The organism is Streptomyces eurocidicus, from assembly GCF_002891295.1.
Classification (GTDB): Bacteria; Actinomycetota; Actinomycetes; order Streptomycetales; family Streptomycetaceae; genus Streptomyces; species Streptomyces eurocidicus.
The window spans coordinates 574,739-594,699 of sequence record NZ_LGUI01000002.1 but is presented as its reverse complement, the minus strand read 5'-3'; the positions used below and the strand labels follow the sequence as shown (position 1 = coordinate 594,699).

At 71.9% G+C, this 19,961-nt stretch carries 12 protein-coding genes; 4 read left to right on the top strand and 8 right to left on the bottom strand.

What is annotated here, in order from left to right; translation table 11 throughout:
• Positions 1 to 246 precede the first annotated feature (246 nt).
• Positions 247 to 1,359, bottom strand: a complete 1,113-nt coding sequence (locus tag AF335_RS07540; protein WP_102917487.1) for an aromatic ring-hydroxylating oxygenase subunit alpha — start codon at positions 1,357 to 1,359, stop codon at positions 247 to 249.
• Positions 1,356 to 2,408 (bottom strand): NAD-dependent epimerase/dehydratase family protein, encoded by a 1,053-nt coding sequence (locus tag AF335_RS07535; protein WP_170127619.1) that lies wholly within the window; start codon positions 2,406 to 2,408, stop codon positions 1,356 to 1,358. The genes AF335_RS07540 and AF335_RS07535 overlap by 4 nt, the downstream gene beginning before the upstream one ends.
• A 141-nt stretch (positions 2,409 to 2,549) precedes the next feature.
• On the opposite strand from AF335_RS07535, the gene AF335_RS07530 reads away from it, so the two are divergent.
• A complete protein-coding gene (locus AF335_RS07530; protein ID WP_170127618.1) occupies positions 2,550 to 3,857 on the top strand; it encodes an FAD-dependent monooxygenase in 1,308 nt (435 codons plus the stop codon).
• 31 nt (positions 3,858 to 3,888) lie between these two features.
• On the opposite strand, the gene AF335_RS07525 is transcribed toward AF335_RS07530, so the two are convergent.
• The 6 genes from AF335_RS07525 to AF335_RS07500 form a co-directional block, all read right to left on the bottom strand.
• On the bottom strand, positions 3,889 to 6,060 hold the full coding sequence (locus AF335_RS07525; protein WP_102917484.1) for an MMPL family transporter: 2,172 nt from the start codon (positions 6,058 to 6,060) through the stop codon (positions 3,889 to 3,891).
• On the bottom strand, positions 6,057 to 7,163 hold the full coding sequence (locus AF335_RS07520; RefSeq protein ID WP_102917483.1) for a glycosyltransferase: 1,107 nt from the start codon (positions 7,161 to 7,163) through the stop codon (positions 6,057 to 6,059). Before AF335_RS07520 ends, AF335_RS07525 begins: the two co-directional genes overlap by 4 nt.
• A gap of 4 nt (positions 7,164 to 7,167) precedes the next feature.
• Complete coding sequence (locus AF335_RS07515; RefSeq protein WP_102917482.1) at positions 7,168 to 8,688, bottom strand: FAD-binding oxidoreductase; 1,521 nt, start codon at positions 8,686 to 8,688, stop codon at positions 7,168 to 7,170.
• 29 nt (positions 8,689 to 8,717) lie between these two features.
• Positions 8,718 to 10,694 (bottom strand): prenyltransferase/squalene oxidase repeat-containing protein, encoded by a 1,977-nt coding sequence (locus AF335_RS07510; protein ID WP_102917481.1) that lies wholly within the window; start codon positions 10,692 to 10,694, stop codon positions 8,718 to 8,720.
• Positions 10,691 to 12,088 (bottom strand): cytochrome P450, encoded by a 1,398-nt coding sequence (locus AF335_RS07505; protein ID WP_170127617.1) that lies wholly within the window; start codon positions 12,086 to 12,088, stop codon positions 10,691 to 10,693. The genes AF335_RS07510 and AF335_RS07505 overlap by 4 nt, the downstream gene beginning before the upstream one ends.
• Before the next feature lie 121 nt (positions 12,089 to 12,209).
• Positions 12,210 to 13,916, bottom strand: a complete 1,707-nt coding sequence (locus AF335_RS07500) for a DUF1295 domain-containing protein (RefSeq protein WP_211304075.1) — start codon at positions 13,914 to 13,916, stop codon at positions 12,210 to 12,212.
• Positions 13,917 to 14,319: 403 nt separating this feature from the next.
• On the opposite strand from AF335_RS07500, the gene AF335_RS07495 reads away from it, so the two are divergent.
• From AF335_RS07495 to fabF, 3 genes are all read left to right on the top strand, one after another.
• On the top strand, positions 14,320 to 16,977 hold the full coding sequence (locus AF335_RS07495; RefSeq protein WP_102917478.1) for an aldehyde dehydrogenase family protein: 2,658 nt from the start codon (positions 14,320 to 14,322) through the stop codon (positions 16,975 to 16,977).
• Positions 16,978 to 16,982: 5 nt separating this feature from the next.
• Positions 16,983 to 18,671 carry a thiamine pyrophosphate-binding protein gene (locus AF335_RS07490; protein WP_102917904.1) on the top strand — a complete coding sequence of 563 codons (1,689 nt, stop codon included), beginning with the start codon at positions 16,983 to 16,985 and terminating at the stop codon, positions 18,669 to 18,671.
• A 62-nt stretch (positions 18,672 to 18,733) separates the two neighbouring features.
• The gene (gene fabF / locus AF335_RS07485; protein WP_102917477.1) at positions 18,734 to 19,954 is read left to right on the top strand and encodes a beta-ketoacyl-ACP synthase II; all 1,221 of its coding nucleotides are present in this window, start codon (positions 18,734 to 18,736) and stop codon (positions 19,952 to 19,954) included.
• The last annotated feature ends 7 nt before the right edge of the window (positions 19,955 to 19,961 follow it).

Genomic DNA, 19,961 nt, shown 5'->3' with positions numbered 1-19,961 from the left:
GAGCGGCCGGCGGACAAGGGGAACCCACGGACGGAGTCGCCGCCCGTCACAGCCGTCCAAACGTCTAAGGGTAACACAAAGTGATATTTCGACCCGGCGCCGACGGTGCGGGCTCCCCGTGGCGAAGAGGCCCTGACCTGGCCATGACCACACGCCCGGAGCCCTCGCTCACCGGAGCCCGGGCGCGAATCCGACACCGCTACGTCACGGTGTCACCCCCTGCCCCACTGGGCGCACGAAACAGGTTCAATCAGACGTCGCCTGGGCGCCGGGGTGTCGTCGGGTCCGTGCGTCCCGCGCGAGATACTCCCCCCATTTGCGGATGGTGAGGTCCTGGCAGAGCCTGACAGCCGGGTTGAGTTCCACTGTCGGAGTGGCGAAGTGCTTTTCGTATCCCTGCTGTTCGCCCTCCACCGCGGCCCCGTCCTGGGACAGCGTGGGGCGCGCGGTGAAAGTGCTGACCGCACGCATCAGGGTGGCGGTCAGCCGGTACGGGACGGTCAGGGCCGTGCCGGGGATCTGGATTCCGTCGGCGTTGAAGTAGAAGACGAAGAAGACCCGGGTCGTCCGCCGGTCCATGGGGAGCAGGAAGAGCCAGTGCTTGATGTAGCCGCCGGTATTCGAGCACTGGTAGGGGTAGTGGTAGGTGATGTCGATGGACGTGGTGTCGGCCCGCCTGCGGTTGACGAAGTGCCGGACGAAGCGGCCTCCGCCGATGAAGGCGTCGTAGGAGATCTCGACGTCGCCGGTGTCCGTCACGCCGTGGTGGGTCAGCTTCGCGTCCCAGAACGGCCGGTACTTACGGTGCAGATAGGCGTGGGTGAAGTCGCTCGTATTGTCGATGATCATGGAGTGGTGGGCGCGCCAGACGAAGGAGATGTTCATCCGGGGCCAGGGGCGGGGGCCGGTCAGCTCGGGGATACCGGGGATGCGGCGCTCGCCCGCGCGGGCGGGGTCGCCGGGGAAGACCCAGATCAGGCCGTGGCGGGTCGTCACCGGGTAGGTCCGCACGCGCACTTCGGGTTCGGCGCGGCCGAAGAGGTCGTGGGCGTAGTGCACCACGCGGCCGTCCCCGCCGTAGGTCCAGCCGTGGTATTCGCAGGTGAGGTGGCAGCCGTCGACCACGCCCGCCGACAGCCGCAGCTGGCGGTGCGCACAGCGGTCCTCGAGCGCGTGCAGCGAGCCGTCCCGACCGCGCCAGACCACGATCGGACGGTCCCAGAAGGAGGTGGCCAGGGTCTTTCCCGGGAGCAGGGCCCGCTCGTACTCGACGGGGTACCAGTGGTCCGGGTCCAGGCCCGCGGCCAGGACCTTCTGGCGCCTGCCCCGCGCCTGTCCGAAACCGGGCGGGCCGCTCATGACCGCCCCGCCGGGGGGCGTGCGGGCGTCCGGACGCGGCGCCGGGACGGCACGGCCCCGTGGCGGACGTCGATCAGCCCGCGCCGGGCGAAGCAGGCGTACGCCTCCTCCACGGCCCGGGCCACGCTCGTCGGCCGGTAGCCCAGCTCCTTGACGGCCCGGGAGCAGTCGGCGCGTCGCCGGGAGCGGAGGAAGCCCACCGCCGCCGGGGTCAGCCTGGGCTCGTGGCGCGGGGCCAGCAGGGACACCACGGGCGCGGTGACCCTGGCGATGCCCGCCATCACCGCGGACGGCACGCGCAGCCGCGGCCGGGGGCGGCCGCTGACCTCGGCGTAGAGGTCGAGCATCTCGTCCACCGTGTGGTAGCGGGTGGAGAACTGGTATTTGCGGCCGGCGGCTCCGCGGCGCATCGCCAGCAGGTGTCCCGCGACGAGGTCCGTGACGGAGACGAACTCGAATCCACCCGGGACATAGGCGAGCAGCCGCCCGTTCGAGAAGTCCAGCAGCAGTCGGCCCATCCGGGACGGCCGGTAGTCATGGGGCCCGATGATCGCGGTGGACGTCGCGACGACGACATCGAGTCCCCGCGCCGCGGCCTTGGCGCACTCGTGCTCCATCAGCACCTTGCTGACGGTGTACGGGGTGTGCTCGCCGAACGGGTAGAAGAGCTCCTCCTCGGTGCTCGGGACACCGTGTCGCCAGCCGGTCGCGCTCAACGACCCGGTGACCACGACCCGCCGGACGCCCGCCCGCCGGGCGGCGGCCAGCACATGGTGGGTGCCCAGCACGTTGATGTCGTAGATCTCGCGCTTCCGGCCGTTGCCCGTCGAGACGCGAGCGGCACAGTGGTAGACCTCCTCGCAGCCGGTGACGGCATGCTCCACCGCCCGCGGGTCGCGCAGATCGCCCGGCACCCGGTGCACCGCGAGGCCGTCGAGGGCGGGCCCCGCCACACCCTTGAGCAGCACGCGCACCTCACGGCCCTCGGCCAGCAGCGCACGCACCAGATTGGCCCCCAAATGCCCGGTGGCGCCCGTGACAAGGATCATCCGCCCCCCGTCCAGCCCCATTCACGCGCTCGTTCCCGAGTGTCATGAATATGCGACTACATGCACACATTGTAGTTTAGCGGCCCCGCAGCGTGAGCAGAAGTGGCCGAGGAGGGCATTCAGGGGGGTATCGTGCGGACCGTGGACGTGCTGGTCGCGGGGGCGGGGCCGGCGGGCTGCATGACGGCGCTGGCCTTCGCACGGCGGGGCGCCGAGGTCCTGGTCGTCGAGCCCTCCCCGGCCTCTACCCGGCGGCTGGCCGGGGAATGGCTCCATCCGGCCGGAGTGGCCGCACTCCACCGGGCCGGAATCGGCACGGACAACCGGGAGTTCACCGCGAATCGCGGCTTCCAGCTGCACGCCGGAGACGGGCACCCCCCATTGCCCTGCCCATATCCGGACGGCACCGCCGTGAGCATGTACCACCACGTCCTCGCCGCGCTGCTGCTGCGCGCGGCCCGCGCCGCCCCCGGTGTCGTGCTCCGCCGGGGCGACCGGGTCGTCGCCGTCAGCGCGGACGGGCTGGCCCGTACCGCCCGGGAGGAGATACGCGCCGGGCTGATCGTCGGCGCGGACGGCCGCGCTTCCACGGTGCGCCGTCTGCTGCGCCCCGGCGAGCCGGCGCCCGCGCCGCTGTCCCGCATCGCCGGGCTGCTGCTCCACGACGCCCGGTTGCCGCACGACGGATACGGACATGTCTTCCTCGGCGGACCGGGCCCGGTGCTGGCCTACCGGGTGGCACCGGACACCGTCCGCCTCTGCCTCGACGTCCCCCTCCCCTGCCCCGGCCCCTCCGGAATCCGCGGCTATCTGAAACACGGCTACGCGCCGGCGCTCCCCGACGGCCTGCGTCCGGCCTTCTCCGAGGCCGTGGCCGTCGGCAGGGTCCAGTGGGCTGCCGCCTTCTTCCGCAAGCGCTCGTTCTACGGCCGGGGATGCTGCGCCCTGGTCGGCGACGCGGTCGGACACGGGCACCCGCTCGCCGCCCTGGGCATGACCCTCGCCCTCCTGGACGGCGAGTGCCTGGCCCGCCGGAGCCCGGACCTCACCGCCTACGCCGCCGAACGGACCGCGCGCGCCTGGCCCGCCGAGCGGCTCGGCGCAGCGCTCCACCGCGCCCTGACGGGAAACGACCCGGCGTCCCTGCTCCTACGCCGGGCGGCCTTCGGTCTCTGGCAGCACGACACCCGTCAACGCGGCCTCGTTCTTGGCTTGTTGGGCATGCGGGACGAACGACGCAGCGCGTTCTGCGACGTCGTCGCGCATGTGACGGCCCGCGCGCTGACGGAACTCGCCCGCGCCGGCCCCTGCCCCTCGGACGGCTCCGTCACCTTGCTGCACCGGCTGACCGAGCTCGCCGACTGGCTGGTCTGGCTGGCCGGTCCCACCGTCGGAACGCCCCCTCCGCCGCGCGGGAGGCTGCGGGCCCTGGCGGTCATGGGGCCCTGATGGCGGGCGAGTCCGCGCTTCCTCGCGGGCATCACCCACCGGGGGCCGGACCGTCCTCGCGCGGACCGCACCGGACGGAGAGGCGGCGCAGCGGAGCGGGCGCCCACCAGGTGGCCCGTCCGGTCAGGCGGAGCACGGCGGGGACCAGCAGCGCGCGTACCACCAGCGCGTCGGTCAGCACAGCCAGCGCGAGCCCGAGGCCGAGCACCTTGATGCCGGTCACCCGCGAGGTGCCGATGGCCACCATGACGACCGCCAGGACGAGGGCCGCCGCCATGATGAGACCGCCGGTGCGGGACAGGCCCTGGATGATGGCGTCTTCGTGGTCACCGGTGCGGTCGTGTTCCTCCGTGATGCGGGAGAGCAGGAAGATGCCGTAGTCCATGGACAGGCCGAAGGCGACGCAGAACATCAGCACCGGCAGTGTGGTGTCGACGGCCCCGGTCGCGGTGAAGCCGAGCGTTCCGGCCAGGTGGCCCTCCTGGAAGACCCAGACGATCGCACCGAGCATCGCCGTGAGGCCGAGCGCGTTGAGCAGCACCGCCAGAAAGGGGATCAGCACGCTGCCGGTGAGCAGGAAGAGCAGGATCAGCGTGGTCAGCACGACGACCGGTCCGGCCCGGGGCAGCACCCGGGCGACGGATTCCTTGGAGTCGGCCAGTTCGGCGGCCATGCCTCCCACCGACACCTTGAACGGCGGCCGCCGCGCACGGATGTCGTGCACCAGCCGCTGGACGGCCGGCCCGGCCGCCTCGCCCTCGGGCACCACGCTCAGACAGACCCGGCCGTCCCGGCCGGGCACCGGCCCGTCCACCCGTGCCACACCCGGCAGTGCGGACAGGATCCGGGTGTACGCCGCGAGTGCGCTCCGGGACGGGCCGCCCTCCGCGTACACCAGGAGGGCTCCGCCGGGCGTCCCCGGGAAACCGTCCCGGAGGTGTTGTTGCACCGCGCGTGAGGCGGATGTCCGCGGCAGCTGGCGGTCGTCCGAGTAGCCGAACTCAACGCGCAGGAAGGGGATTCCGAGCAGAACCAGGCCCACCGTGGTGGCGACGGCGAACAGCGGCGCTCGCCGCGTCACCGTACGGGCCGCCACGAACCGGCCCCCGCGGCCGCCGGAGCGCCGCCCGGCCCCCGCGCCCCGGCCGCACCGGAACAGCCGCCGCAGGTCCCAGACGTTGACGCGGTCTCCCAGCAGCACCAGGGCGGCGGGCAGCACCGCCAGCGCGGCCGCGGCGGCCAGCAGCACGACGGAGATCCCGGCGTATGCGAAGGAGCGCAGGAAATACTGCGGGAAGAGCAGCAGCGCGGAGAGCGACACGGCCACCGTGAGCGCCGAGAACAGCACGGTCCGGCCGGCCGTCCGCAGCGTGACGGCGACGGCCCGGCGGGGGGCACGCCCCGACGCCAGTTCCTCGCGGAACCGCCGGACGATGAACAGGGCGTAGTCGACGGCCAGTCCGAGGCCGAGCGCGGTCGTCAGGTTCTGGGCGAAGACCGAGACGTCGGTGAACTCCGTGATGCCGCGCAGCACCGCGTCGGTGCCCAGGACGGCGGCGATGCCGACGGCCAGCGGCAGCAGCGCGGCCACCGCGCTGCCGAAGACGACGATCAGCAGCACCAGCGTGACGGGCAGGGCTGTCGTCTCCGCCCGCAGCAGGTCCTCCGCGATGACGGCCCGCAGCTCGTCGTCGACCGCGGCCGCGCCGCCGAGTCCGACCTCCACCGGGCCGTGGGAACCACGGTAGTGGGGAGCGATCCGGTCGTAGGTCACGCCCTGCCGGCGGTCGTCCCCGGTGACGCGGGCGGCGATCAGCGCCTCGCGCCCGTCGGCGGAGCGCAGGGCGGGCCGGTCGTCCGCCCAGTACGAGGTCACGCCCACGATCCCCGGCTCCGTGGCCAGCCGGGCGGCGAGCCGCCCGGCCTCGGCGGCGACCGCGGGGTCGTCCACCCCGTTCCCGCGGCCGCTGTCCACGAGCAGCAGGAGATTCGGCCTCGCCTCGGGGAAGTACCTGTCGAGGGCCTCGCTCGCGTAGGTGGACTCCGAGCCCGGGTCGTCGCGGCCGCCGCTTTTCATCCGGTCGGTCACCCCGCTGCCGGCGACGACCGCGAACGCGGTGACGAGCAGGGCGAGGAGCAGTGTCAGCACGGGCCGGGCCGTGACGGTACGCGTCCAGCCGCCGGGGGCATGCGGCGGCTTCATGTCCGCCGGCCCTGCCGCGCCAGCGTCGCGACCACATCGGCCGTCTCCTGTCCGGCGGGCACCGGCGGCAGGAACACCCGGCCTCGTGACGCCTGCCGTTCCAGGGCATCGGCCAGCTCCCGGGGGGTGCGGGGCCAGGGGGCGAGTCCGGCGCGGGCGAGGGTGGCGGCGTTGCTCCGGCCGTGCCCTGACAGCGCCCGGTAACTGACCGCCGGCAGGCCCGCGACCAGCGCCTCGGTCAGCGACAGGCCCCCCGCGTTGTGGACCAGGACGTCGGCCGCGGCCATCAGGCGGGGCATGTCGTCGCGCCAGCCGAGCGCCACCACACCCCGCAGAGCCGCCACCTTCCGCCGCAGGCGCTCGTTGCGGCCGCACAAGGCGACCGCGACGCAGCCGGGGGCCGCCCGCACCGCCGCGGCGCTCGCCGGCAGGTCGCCGACCCCCAGCGCACCGGCCACCAGCAGCACCATGCGGCGGCCCGGCGGAACCCCCAACTCGGTGCGCAGAGCGCGGCGTTCGACCTCGGGCACGGGTGAGCGGAACGCGGAGGCCACCAGCGGGCCACCGACCGCCATGGCGACCCCGTAGCGCTCCGCCGCCTCGTTCACCGTGACTTGACATACCGTCAGGTACACATCGACGCCAGGATGCAGCCACAGCCTGTTCGGCGCCGGGTCGGTCAGGCAGCAGACCACGCGCGGGGCCGGCACGCCGTCCTGCCGGAGCATGCCCAGGGTCTGCGACGCGAGCGGAAAGGTGGTGACGGCGACGTCGGATCCGGCCGCCCACCGTGCCACCCGGCGGCCGGCCGTGCGGCACATGCGCAGCGTCCCCCTCCGGACGACGGAGTCATGCTCCTCGGCACGTGCCAGCCGGCCGTATACCGCGGGGACGTGCCGGACGGTGAACGCGTAGCCGTCCCTCAGCGGGGTCCGGTACGGGCGTGGCAGGGCGTCCAGGAAGTCCCGGAGGACGACTTCGACCCCGCGCTCCCGCAGGCGGCGGACGAGTTCCCGCCCGGCGCCGTCATGCCCCGCTCCCATGCTGCCCGAGATCACCAGTGCGCGCGGCATCCCGCTGACGGCGTCCTGTGGGCGGACCATGCGGTCAGCTCGGTGCGGTCTTGTCGTAGGCGTCCATGAAGACGCCCTCGGCGCCGTAGGCACGGCGCACCCGGTCGTAGAGCGTGCAGTCGAACATCTCCCGGTACTCCTGGCGGGTCTGTTCGGAGAGGGCGTACGGGGCGAGGAATCCGCCGTTGTCGCGGACCCAGCCCTCGAAGCGCCGGGTGGCCGAGCGCCTGTCCCACGGGTCGCCCCGCCGCACCGGGGCGGGCACGGAGTAGAAGACGCCGACGTCGGCGAAGAGCTCCTCCCCGGCGGGGCCCCGCGGTCCGGCGAGGCCCGGCGGGTCGGTCCGCCTCAGCCTGGCCGGGCAGATCCACACCTTGTCCACCTCGAACACCTCCTGGAGTACGGCGACCGCCTCGGCCAGGCGGTGGATGGGGACCAGCGCCTCCTGGGTGACGACCTGTTCCTGGTAGTCGCGCCGCAGTCCTTCGGTCTCGGTGAGTTTGAGGAAGGCGATGCTCGGGCGCATCAGCCAGCCGAGGGTGCGGCGGAAGGCCGGGTGGTTGCCGAACGGGACGAGGAGTTCGGCGGCCCAGAAGAGGCTCCGGCTGTGGCGGTGGTAGTACTGCCGCAGCGGCACGTACTCCGTGCGTGAGCCGGTGTCCAGGTGTTTACGGGCGTGCTCGTGGAACCAGGGCTTGTGCCAGCGGCCCATCCGGTTCGTCGCTCCCCGTACGGGCCGCTCGGCGAAGTCCCCGACCACGATGACCCCTTCGTCGGGCGAGAAGACGAATCCCTCGACGAATCGCGGTCCTCGGGGGTCACCGGCCAGATCGGCGAGTCTCCGGCACAGGCCGGAGAGCCCGCTCACCGGAAGGTAATCGAGACGTACCCAGGGCGGCGCCGTGACGATCCGCAGTTCCATGGAGGTCACGAAGCCCAGCGCCCCCCGGCTCCAGGGCAGGGCGTGGAAGAGGTCGGCGTGCTCCGTGGCCGAGGCGCGCACCCGCTCGGCGGTACCCAGCACCACCTCGCAGGAGGTCACGTTGTCGGAGAACAGCCCGTGGCGGTGCGAGGAGGTCTCCACCCCGTAGCCGAGCAGCAGCCCTCCCGCGGTCAGGCTCTCCAGCTCCGGGACGACCGGCAGCGTCCAGCCGCGCGAGTTGAGGAGGGCGGTGAGCCGGCCCATCGTCACGCCCGGCCCGACCCGTACGATCCCGCGCGCGGTGTCCACCTCCAGGACGTCGGGGAGGTTCACCGTCACCCGGTGGGCGGCGCGCTTGTACGAGCCGGTGCGCGGGGTCGACACGGACTGCCACTCCCGGCGGGCGGTGCACAGCGGCCGGTCCCGCGCGCCCGCGCGCCATGCGAGCACGGCGGCCTGGAGCCGGCGCACGCGCGTCTCGTGCAGCCTGGCCCCCCACAGGGTCCTGCGCAGGGTGCGCCGCACGGCCTGGAGGGCGCTGAAGACCTTGGACGCCGGGAGCAGGAGTGGCACCGTCAGCAACCATCGCCGCCGGGCGACGAACTTCTCGGCTCCGCGGAGCAGGTGAGGCATGGCAGACCGTTCCTTCACCGAGCGGGTGCTCAACTGCCGGGCACGGACGATGCGGCGGGCCCCGCCCCCGGTGCCACCGGCCGGCGGCCCAGCGCCCAGAGGGGGAAGTAGCGTACGTACAGCCGGTAGTCGAGCATGGCGGTGCCGAAGAACACGCCGTTGACCCGGGCCGGGGTCCACGTCCCGTCCGGCGCCTGGTGGTCGCACAGCCAGCGGATCCCTCTCAGGACGGCGTCGTCGTCCTCGGCGATGTCCCTGAGAGCGAGCAGCGCCCAGGCCGTGGAGACCGGCCGGCTCTCGTGGCCCTCGGCGTAGCGGTTCTCGACGCAGCCGCGGTGATGCTCGCCCCAGCCGCCGTCCGGTCGTTGCACGGCGCGCAGCCAGTGGGCGGCGCGGCGGAGCGCGGGGTGGGTGCGGGGCAGGCCGGCGGCGCGCAGGCCCCGGACGGCGAACCAGGTGCCGTAGATCCGGTTGATGCCCCAGGAGGCGGGCCAGTCCCCGTCGGGCAGCTGGCTGCGCATCAGGAATGCGACGGCCCGGGTACGGGCGCGGGCGAGGGTCCCGCGCGGCAGTGCGGGGTCGTCGGGCGGCAGGGCGGCCAGTGCCAGCAGCGCGGAGGCGGTGCACTCGACGTAGGAGTCCTCGACGACACAGCGGGTGAACATCTCCGCCGGATTGATCGCCTCCAGGCGTCGGGAGCCACGGCGTGCCTCGTAGGAGCCGAACCCGCCGTCGCGGTTCTGGCGTTCCAGCAGGAAGACGACCGCGCGGCGGACCGCGTCATCGGTGATCCTCTCGGCCGGCGGGAGGTGGGGGCGGGCGTGCAACAGTGCCACGAGGGCCTCGGCCGTGCAGTCGCCGACCGGCCAGCGGTGACCGCCTTCGGAGAAGCACCAGCCGCCCAGCGCGGACGACCGGCCGGTGATCGCCCGGTCGGGGATCTCCTCGGTGATCTGCGACCGCCGCAGGAACGCGGCGGCGCCGCGCAGCGCCGCCGCCGCGTTCCCGTCGCGGGCGCCCGGGTCGGCGAGCAGGGCCTCGACGGCGAAAGCGGTATCCCAGGTGTGCGAGCGGGCTCCGGCGAAGCGGATGCCTTCGCGGTCGTCGCTCCAGCGCCAGTACGACTGGGCGTCCAGGGCCTTGGCCGCTGCCGGTTCTCCGGGGTAACGGGCGTGCAGCACCAGCACGTTGAGCAATCCGTTGACGGGGGACAGTGCCAGGTCGTCCGTCACCCGCTGCTCGTGTTCGACCCGGCGCAGGCAGCGGTCCAGGGCCCGTCGGCGCAGCCGGGCGGCGGGGTGGCGCTCGTACCGTTCCGTGAGCGCGAACAGGCCGCGCAGCAGTGCCCCGGGCGGCACATGGATGTCGGGGCCGGACGCCTTCGCGCCCCGCGGGACGGTGTCACTGCCGAAGAGCTCGCGGCGCAGTCGCCCACCGAGCGGGCCGAGATCGGCGGTGAAGCGGGAACCGTAGAGGAAGGCCATGGCCTGGTAGATGGAACGGGTGTGGCAGTAGAGGCGGTCCGGGTGGACCGGTGCCCAGGTCGGCAGCAGGAACGTCTCGGGGGGTACGGGATTGATGGCGCGGTAGTCGTAGAGGCCGAGCAGGGCCAGCCAGAACCTGCCCCAGGTGGCGATGGCGGCGATGCCTCCGGGCTGCTCCCGCGTCCAGGCCGAGGCCCGCGCGCACAGTGGCTCCCCGGGCTCCGTCCCGAGCAGCCGCAGGGCGACGTAGGCGAGTGCGGTGCAGTACACCGAGGGCCCCGACGCGGGGTGCAGGCCCCACCCGCCCTCCGGGGTGACGGTGACGGCGTAGTGGCGGATCATGGCCCGCCGGTCGTCCTCGTCCGGCGGACGGCCGACGATGCGGGAGACGATGACGTACTGCGAGAGGATCATCGTGTTCCACACCATCTCCCCCTCCCACGAACCGTCGCCGCGCTGCTCTTCGAGCAGTCGGTCGCGGGCACGACGGTGTGCCTCGCGGGCACGCGCGTGGAGGCTCATGGCTGTCCCGCCCCGCTCCCGGGGCCGTGCGGCGGAGTGCGCCTTCGGTAGCGGATCGGGCAGGGGGTGCGTGGACCGGGCACGAAAGTGGAGTAGTCGGGCACACAGGGGCCCGGCCGTCCGAGGCGCAGCTCGAAGCCGCGCAGCAGCACACTCCAGATGATCTTCACTTGCTGGTAGGCGAAGGCCAGGCCCACGCAGCGGTGCTTTCCTCCGCCGAAGCCGATGAGGGCGTACGGCACCGTGTGTTCCTCGCGGCCCGGAGCATACCGGCCGGGGTCGAAGCGGTCGGGGTCCCGGAAGACGTCCGGGAGGCGGTGCGAGACCGCGGGCGAGATCATCACCAGGGTTCCGGCGGGGATGCGGCGGCCGGCGTGGTCGAAGTCCCGCAGGGCCCGGCGGATCAGCAGGACCAAGGGCGGATGGAGCCGTTCGGCCTCGCGCACGCAGTGTTCCAGGTGTTCCATGCGGCGCAGCAGGGCCGCCGTGACGGCCTTGTGCCCCTCCATGGCCCGCTCCTGCTCGCACAGGAGGGCCGGGATGTGCTCGGGGTGGTTCAGGAGCAGGACGCCGGTCCAGGCGGCCAGGACCGCGCTGGTGTGCTGTCCGGCGAAGATCATGCCGATGAGCAGGCCGATGACGGTTTCGTCGGCGAGCGCTTCGCCCGTCGAGCTCCGGGCGGACAGCAGGGTGGCGAGCATGTCCTGCGGCCCTTCGTCCGCGGGGCGGGCGGCGCGGCGGGCGGAGATCACCTCGCCGAGCACCCGGCCGAGGGCGGCGCGCGCCCGGTCCCGCCGGCGGAACGCCGGCAGCGGCACGGAAGGGCTGAGCAGTCCGGCGAGCCGGACGCCCGACTCCAGGTCACGGAAGAGTCCGGGCAGTTCGGGGCCCAGACGTCGACTGACCTCCACGCCCAGCAGACAGCGGGTGGAGATGGAGACGGTGAGCTCGTTCATCGTCTCCATCAGGTCCCGCTCTCCGCTCTCGCCCCAGCCCCGGACGTGGGCTTCCGCCACCTCCTCCATGACGCACGCGTGGGCGGCCAGGGCTCGTGAGGTGAGGGCGGGCAGCAGGTGGCCGATCTGCCGCTCCATCTCCGCGGGTTCGGCGTCGTAGGCGACGCCCGGGCCGAAGACCGGGGTCATGAAGCGGTAGGCCGCGCGGGGGCTGAGCACCTGCTCGTCCGCGCGGAAGACGGCCTCGTGAGCCGCGCGGCCGCACAGGAAGGCCGTCGGCCGGCCGAGCAACGTGAACGAGAAGGCGTCACCCGCCCGTTCGCGCGCTCCGGTCAGGAACGCGACCGGATCGCGGGAGAACGGCACGGCGTGTCCGATCCAGGGAAGACCGCCGCCGGTGAGCCGGGGCGGGGGCGCCGGCGAGCTGTCGGCGCTCACCGGGAGGCACCCCGGTTCCGCCCCCGGACAAGCGGCCCGGCAACCGCCCGTACACAAAGGTTCGGCAACGTCTTCCCCCACTCCTGACGGCCCGTAAAGGCATACACGGCACAAAGGGGTCTTACGGGAGGTTCTCCTGCCGGGCGGGAGTCGACACCTGTCCCTCGGGGATGCGCGGAAGCTCATGGGGCGTGTGCCGGGACCGTCGCGCTCCGCCGGGCGCGGGAGCCGCGGGAGCGGTCCGCAGCCGGGCGGTGAGGGCCGTGAACGCCGAGCGGGCCAGCCACAGATTGCCCAGCAGCCAAGGCAGGTTCGGGGCGTAGAAGACGAGGAACGCCGACGGGCTGTGCTCCGGCATGGCCGGGTAGCCGCCGACATGCGCGTGCCAGAAGTACAGCACCACCGAATAGGCCACGTACGAGGAGACCGCCAGCTGCAACGGGTACCGCCAGGGCAGGCCGCGCAGGATCGCCACGACGAGCAGGACGTTCAGCCCCTGGGTGATACCGATGTTGATCGTCTCCAGCGCAAAGGGGAGAGCGGTATCGCCGCGGCCGTAGTAGGTGCTGTCCCCCATCCCGTACAAACGGAACAACCGCGCGAAGACGTCCGTGTGCTGGCGGACGGTGCTCCGGCACACCACGAAGTAGAGCTCCAGGGTGAAGGCCAGCACCAGTGAGAAGCCGAGGAAGCCGAGCACGGCCCGGTCCTCGCGCGACACCGGGCCCCGGCGGGTGCGGCGGCCGTGGCCGAGGGTGTCGAACGGGACCATGCGGAACGTCGCGATGCGGCAGTAGGCCGTCCACAGGCGCCCGTACTTCTCCGCGCACCGCCTGTCGTCGCGCCGCGCCCGGTGCACCAGCAGCACCGCCAGGAAGGCCAGGACCGTGTAGGGCACGGGTGACGAGGCACCGCACAGGACCGTCCATCCCGTGTAGACCATCAACTCGCCGGTGTAGTTGAGCTTGCGGCCGACGCCCCAGAAACCGGAGACCAGCAGTCGGCCGCCGAGCGCCCGGGCCGGGCGCCCCCGGACGGTCGTGCGGCAGTCCTCCTTGAAACGGTGCTTCTGGACGTTGGCCCCGCGGAACATCCAGAACCCGGCCGTGAACAGGACGACCGAGAGGGTGGCCAGCCACCAGGGCAGCGGGGCGTCGAGCCCGCGCAGATACCGCCCCGGCAGGCTGTAGAAGAAGGGCACCAGGACGTAGTCGCCCCACACCAGCATCCAGCCGAACCGCTCCGCCTTGATGTCCCAGGTGTGCACCATGCCGTGCTCGAACTGGAAGTAGTTCGCGACGTACAGCAGGCACATCAGCTGGTACAGGAGCATCCGTCCGCCGAGTTCACCGCGCTCGGTGTACCGGGCCGCCGCGAACGCCACGTTGACCAGGAACAGGCCGATCAGCGACGGCCGGTAGGAGAACAGCTTCAGATCGACCCCGGCCAGCTTCGGGTTGAGCTCCATACCCAGAAACCAGTCGCGCGCGGCCCCCCGCACCGTACGCCGCCCCTCCCGGCCCTGCCGGCGGCGTCCGGCCGCGTACAGGGCACCGGAACCGGCGAACGCCAGTACGTTCGCCGCCACGAACAGGGCATCCGCGTGGTCCGCGACGGAGGCGAGCGCGCCGGGAACCACCGCCCCCAGCACCACGACCACGACGAGGACGATGCCGAACAGCGGGAGTCCGTTGAGCCGGTACCGCTCCCTGCTCCCGTCCGGCAGGTCCGCACCCTCCTGGACCCGGCCGGGCAGCAGACAGGACCCCGCGAACAGCGCCCCTGTGAACGCCGACACCGCCACGAAGGCGAGACCGACCGTGCCCATGCCTCCTGGCAGCACCCCCATGACCTCCGAGGATGCCAGACCGGCACGGTTCCCGTCCTCGTTTGCGGGAAGCCGACGGGGCTCGCCGCGTCACGGGGTAAACGTCGACAACGGACCTTTCTCCCCAGCGGCGCGCCGCCCACGCATCCGCGGCCTCGGCTCCGCCCCGAATTCACCGATCAGAACTGTCCAGTCGTCACATACCTCTTCCGTCACCACATACTCGACAACCCCACACTCGCCACGGAGTGTCGTTGTGGTACTCGACACCGGTCCACCGGCATGGGATAGTCACCTAAGATGTATCTTATTGAACAGAAGTAGCCGCTCTCACGGGATCGTGGCTTTACAAGCGTGTACGTCCAGGAAGCTGAATACATCCCCTGGCGTTAAGGAGCGCGAGTTGCCCGTTTTCAGGCGCTTGATCTCGCCCGAGGGACACATCTGGGAGACAGCCGAAATCGCGGCCCGCGTATTCGGTGCCACCGAACTTCTTGCACACCGCGGCGTCAAACCCGGTTCGCGAGTGATGATGAGCGGGGCCAATTCCCCGGAATGGGTCGTCGATCTGCTCGCGCTCATTCACCTCGACGCCTCGGTGGTCCTGGCCGATCACCGGTCCACCCCGCCGCAGAGATCGCGGATCCGCTCCCGGGCGCGCGTGGTGCTCGAAATCAGCGGCGGTACGGGCGACACCGCGGCACCTCGGCCCGCTTCGGACACGGCGGCCGTGCCCGATGTCGCGGCCTGGGCACGGCGCCAGGACGCCGCGATCTCGTGGTCGTCGGGTACGACGGGCAGCCCCAAGGGCATCGTCCGCTCCGGTCGCTCGATCCTGGACAACCTCGCACTCAGTGCGGAACGAATGGGGTACCGGCCTGACGACGTCTTCCTGCCCGTCCTGCCGTACTCCCACCAATACGGCCTGTCCTTGGTGCTCTGCTGGTGGCTGGGCGGAGGCACGCTCATGGTCTACGGGCCGGCCACGCGCCTGGACCGTGCGCTCGCGGTCGGCGCGGGCCACAGCCTCTCCGTCGTGGACGGGGCCCCGTCGACCTATTACGGCCTGCTCAACCTGCTCGACCGTCGTCCCGCTCTCGCGAACGCGCTGGAGACGGTACGCGCCTGGTGCGTGGGCGGCGCGCCGCTGGGGCGCGACCTGGCGGCCCGGTTCCACGCCCGCACAGGCCGGCGCCTGCTCGACGGCTACGGAGCCACCGAGGTGGGAAACATCGCGCTGGCGAACCATGCCGACCCGGTCGGGTGCGGCACGCCGCTGCCCGGCGTGGTCGTCGAAGTCCACGACGACCACGGCAGGCCGCTTCCCCACGGCCGGCTCGGTGAACTCGTCGTGCGCAGCGACGGCCTGATGACCGGCCATCTGGGCGATGACGGTGAGATCGTTCCGGTTTCGGGTCCCGTTCACCGCACCGGCGACATCGGCCTGCTCGACGGCGCCGGCCGCGTCTTCCCGGTCGGGCGCAAGCACGCCGTGCACCGTGACGGCCACACGCTCTATCCCGACCACCTCGCCGAGCGGGCCGAGTCGGCCGGCGCGCGGACGGAGGTCGTCGCCGTCCCCGACGAGCGTCTGGGCTGCCGTCTGGTGTTCGTCATCGCGGACCCGGACGATCACGAGCCTGCGCACTGGAAACGGGTGCTGCGCTCCGCGCTCGCCCGCTACGAGCAGCCCGACCACATCGTCGTGCTTCCCGCGTTGCCTCTCACGAGCACGGGAAAGCCCAACCTGGCCGTTCTGGAGAAGATCGCCATGACCTCGCTGTCCGCCTCGCACCACACGACCACCGACGCGACCGCGTCCGGCCCGACCGTCAGTGCGACCGAGTACGGCATCCCCTTCGCCGACCGTGTCGACGCACTGCGCGCGGTGCGCCGGTACGTGGCCGACAACGAAGACGCGGTGCTGAGGATTCTCACCGAGATCTCGCCCCACCGGACCGCCGACGCGGAGCTGCGGTCGTTCCTCGCCACCCTCGACGGAGCGGAGGAGGAGATCCGCCGGGTCCGGCCCGGCCGCGTGCCCCGGGCCGCGGTCTTCATGCCCTCCAACATCCCGCTCTATTCCTACGCGCTCTACCTGCTCGTGGCGTCCCTTTACAGCGGCGAAATCGCCTTTCGGCCGTCCTCCGAGATCAAAAGTCAGACGCGACGCTTGCACGCCCTGCTGGCGCCGGTGCACGGCTTACCCATCAAGATTTTCGAACTCAGCCAGCGTAAGTTCGTGACGGGACCGGTACGCGAGGCGGACCTCATCGCCTTCACCGGCAATTACTCCAATGCCGAGACCATCCGCGAAGGGCTGACGGAAGACCAGCTCTTCCTCTTCTTCGGTCGCGGCATCAACCCCTTCGTGATCGCACCCGATGCCGATCTTACGCGCGCCGCGCATGACGTCACAAACATCCGGCTCTACAACTCGGGCCAGGACTGTTTCGGTCCCGACGTCGTGTTCACGCCCCAGGGCCGCACCGAGGAATTCATCGACCTGCTGTCCACGGAACTGAATTCACTGCGCTTCGGGCAGAACAGCGACCCTGCTGTCGACTACGGCCCGATCTTCTACGACTCGGCGCTGGTGAATTGCTCGGACTACCTGGTGCGTCATGCGCGTCACATCCGGCACGGTGGACGCATCGACCTGCCGTCCCGCAGGATCGAGCCGACCATCCTGCTGTGGGACTTCGACGACAAGATCCCCCTTGACGAGATGTTCGCCCCGGTGTTCAACGTCGTGGCCTATCCCGGTGCGATGCGGTTGCGTGAACGGTTGGCAAGCCCCTACTTCAGCGAACACGCGCTGGGAGCGATGGTCTACGGAAACGATCCGGAGACGGTGAAAGTTCTAGCCAAGCGTCACCGAACCTGTGTCAACCACACACTGCTCGACGCCGAGGACGGCAACCGCCCGTTCGGCGGATTCGGGATGCGGGCGAACTACCTCTCCTACGGCGGCGAGCGGCACGCCGAGCCCCTGCTCATGTCGCAGGCCGTGGCGCGGAATCTCCCGGCGGCCGCCCCCGTCTCGGTGGGTGGGAAGTGACCCAGGTGAGCAAACGGTACGCCGACGCGTGGTCCGCGATCGTCGACGTGCTGGTGGCGAACGAAGTGGACACCTGCTTCGGGCTGCCCGGAGACGATCTGGAATTGCTTCGCGCCCTCGACGCCGCCGGCCTGGACCTTGTGCCGTGCCGTGACCAGCGCAACGCGATGTACATGGCGACCGGTTACGCACTGCAGTCAGGCCGGCTCGCCGTATGCGCACTGGGCAAAGGACCGGCTGTCACGCATGCGGCCACGGGGCTGCTCGAGGCGCGGGAGTCCGGTGCGCCCGTCCTCGTGCTCGCCGCCGGCGTGCCCGAACGGCGCCGGGGCAGCGGCGGATTCCAGGAACTCGACCAGGTCGCCGTGACAGCGCCTCTCGTGCGGTGGGCGCACCGGGTGGGGCATCCGGACCGGGTCGTCCCCGCGACGGTGACGGCGCTGACCCGAGCCGTGGGGCCACCGCCCGGACCCGTGTACCTGGAGATACCCGATGACGTCCGCACGGCGGAGATCCTCGTCACCGGCCCCCGGCCGACACTGCCCGAACCACTGGTCCTCGAGTCCGTTCCCGTGACGCCCGGTCCGGCACTGGCGGCGATCCGCGCGAGCCGGCGTCCGGTGGTGCTGGTGGGCGGCGGAATGCGGCACCGCAACAACGACGGTGTGGTCGAGCGCTTCGCCGAACGCCTCGGCGCGGCGCTCTTCACCACCGCGTCCGGCCGCGGGGCCGTCGACGAGCACCACCCGCGGTTCTGCGGCGTGGCGGGTCTCTACGCCGCGGCCCCCGCCCGTGAGCTGTGGTCATCCTGCGACCTGGTGGTGTCGCTCGCCGGGCGGCTCGAGGAGACGGTCGTCGAAGGCGGAACGTCATGGCCTTCGGTCGAGGTGGTGCAGGTCAACCTGGATCCAGCCGGGCTGTCGGCCGAGTTCGCGGGCCCCCGGGTGCTCGGCGACGCCCGGCAGGCCGTGCTCGGCTGGTCGCGGGCGCTGGATGAGGACGGCGAGGCCGAGCACCCGGAGGCGACCGAGGTGTGGGCGAACAGGATCGCCGTCGCCCGTGCGGCCATGTCGTCCGAGGCGGAAGCGGAATTGGCCCGCGCGGCGGCGCTTCCGGGGATCCGCATCGCCGAGCTGCTCGCCGCGCTCGACGCCACCGCCGGCGAGCCCCGCGTGCTGGTCCAGGAGAACGGGCTGCAGGACATGTGGTCCTACGGCTTCCCCTTCCGCGTCGGTGGCGGGTCCATCGTGCCGTCGGAGCAAACGCCCTTGGGCTTCGGGGCGGCCGCGGCCATCGGGGTCAAACGGGCCGCCCCGGGCCATGAGGTCACCGCGTTCATCGGGGACGGAGCGTTCCTCGCGGCCCGCGCGGACATCGCCGTCACCGCTCCGGCCCACGGCGGCGTTCTGTACGTGGTGTTGTGCAACGGCGGCTACGGCTGGCTGGACGCCCAACGTGCCCGCCTCGGCCTCGACGCCGAACGCCACCCCTTCACCCGCCCGGGCGCGCCGCCGCCCGTGGTGGACGGGGCGGACATCCACTGTCGCGTACTGCGCGACAAGGCCGCGCTGACCGATGAGATTCTCGCCGCGCGCCGCTTCTGCGCCCGGGGAGGCACCGCCGTGCTCATGGTGCCGGTCGCCCCCGACGACGTCCTCCCGGCCCTCCGCGACGCCGGGGTGGTTCCCCAGTGACAGAAGCGACGGACGCGAGAGAGCGAGGTGACGCAGGGCGCAGCCGGGTCCGACGCCAGGTGATGGTCACCGGGTACGGGGCGGTGACGCCACTGGGCCACAGTGTCGACGAGACATGGACGGCGATGCTCGCCGGGCGCAGCGGCATCGACACCGTGGACGCGATCGACGTGACCGGTCTCGGAGTCCGGATCGGCGGCCAGGTCCGCGGATTCGCACCCGGCCGCTATATGCCCCCGACGGTCAGTCGCCGCGCCGACCCGTACGCACAGTACGCCCTCGCCGCGGCGCTGGAGGCTTGCGAGCACGCCGGACTCGTCGTGGACGACCGCCTGGCGCCGCGGGTCGCCGTGATCATCGGCAGTGGCTACGGCCCGGTGGGGTCGATCTACCGCGCCGCGAACACGCTGCGCGACAAGGGGCCACGGGGTATCGGCCCGTTCACCCAGGTCACGACCGCCATGGACAGCGCTGCCGGCGAGATCAGTATGCGTCTCGGCACACAGGGGCCCAGCCGGGCCCAGAGCACGGCGTGCGCCAGTGGCGCGGACGCGGTGGGTGCGGGGATGCGCATGATCGGCAATGGGGAGGCCGACATCGTCCTCGCCGGCGGCGCCGACGCCTGTGTGACCGCTGTCGACCTCGCGGGCAGCGGCAACGCCCGCGCGCTGTCCAGGCGCAATGACGATCCGGCTGCGGCATGCCGGCCGTTCGACGCGCATCGCGACGGGTTCGTGATGAGCGAGGGAGCCGCCGTGGTGGTGCTGGAGGCCGCCGAGGTGGCCGACAGGCGAGGGGCGGCGCCCCTCGCCGAACTCACGGGATACGGAGCGAGTTCCGACGCTCATCACTGGACCGCCCCGCACCCGGAGGGACGGGGCGCGTGCCTCGCCGTCGAGGCGGCGCTGCGCGACGCGGGGATATCGGGGGCGGACGTGGACTACGTCAACGCGCACGGCACCGGAACACTGCTGAACGACGCCGTCGAGGCGGCCGTCCTGCGCAAGGTGCTGGGCGATCGTGTCACCCGGATCCCGGTCAGCTCCACCAAGTCGATGACCGGGCACATGATCGGTGCCGCCGGAGCGGTCGAGCTCGTGGCGTCGATCCAGGCCCTCCGTACGGGTGACGTCCCGCCGACGATCAACTGCGACGAGCCGATCGCCCCGGACATCAACTTCGTGCCGCACCGGGCGCAGCACCACGAGCGTATGCGGATCGCTCTCAGCAACTCGTTCGGCTTCGGCGGCCACAATGCCGCTCTCGTGGTCCGAGCGGTATGAGGTCCCG

Coding starts and splice junctions, on each gene's coding strand:
- AF335_RS07515 (WP_102917482.1), bottom strand. CDS start 8,688: ATGCCTCACCTGCTCCGCGGAGCCGAGAAGTTCGTCGCCCGGCGGCGA.
- AF335_RS07540 (WP_102917487.1), bottom strand. CDS start 1,359: ATGAGCGGCCCGCCCGGTTTCGGACAGGCGCGGGGCAGGCGCCAGAAG.
- AF335_RS07510 (WP_102917481.1), bottom strand. CDS start 10,694: ATGAGCCTCCACGCGCGTGCCCGCGAGGCACACCGTCGTGCCCGCGAC.
- AF335_RS07525 (WP_102917484.1), bottom strand. CDS start 6,060: ATGAAGCCGCCGCATGCCCCCGGCGGCTGGACGCGTACCGTCACGGCC.
- AF335_RS07520 (WP_102917483.1), bottom strand. CDS start 7,163: ATGGTCCGCCCACAGGACGCCGTCAGCGGGATGCCGCGCGCACTGGTG.
- fabF (WP_102917477.1), top strand. CDS start 18,734: ATGGTCACCGGGTACGGGGCGGTGACGCCACTGGGCCACAGTGTCGAC.
- AF335_RS07500 (WP_211304075.1), bottom strand. CDS start 13,916: ATGGGCACGGTCGGTCTCGCCTTCGTGGCGGTGTCGGCGTTCACAGGG.
- AF335_RS07535 (WP_170127619.1), bottom strand. CDS start 2,408: ATGATCCTTGTCACGGGCGCCACCGGGCATTTGGGGGCCAATCTGGTG.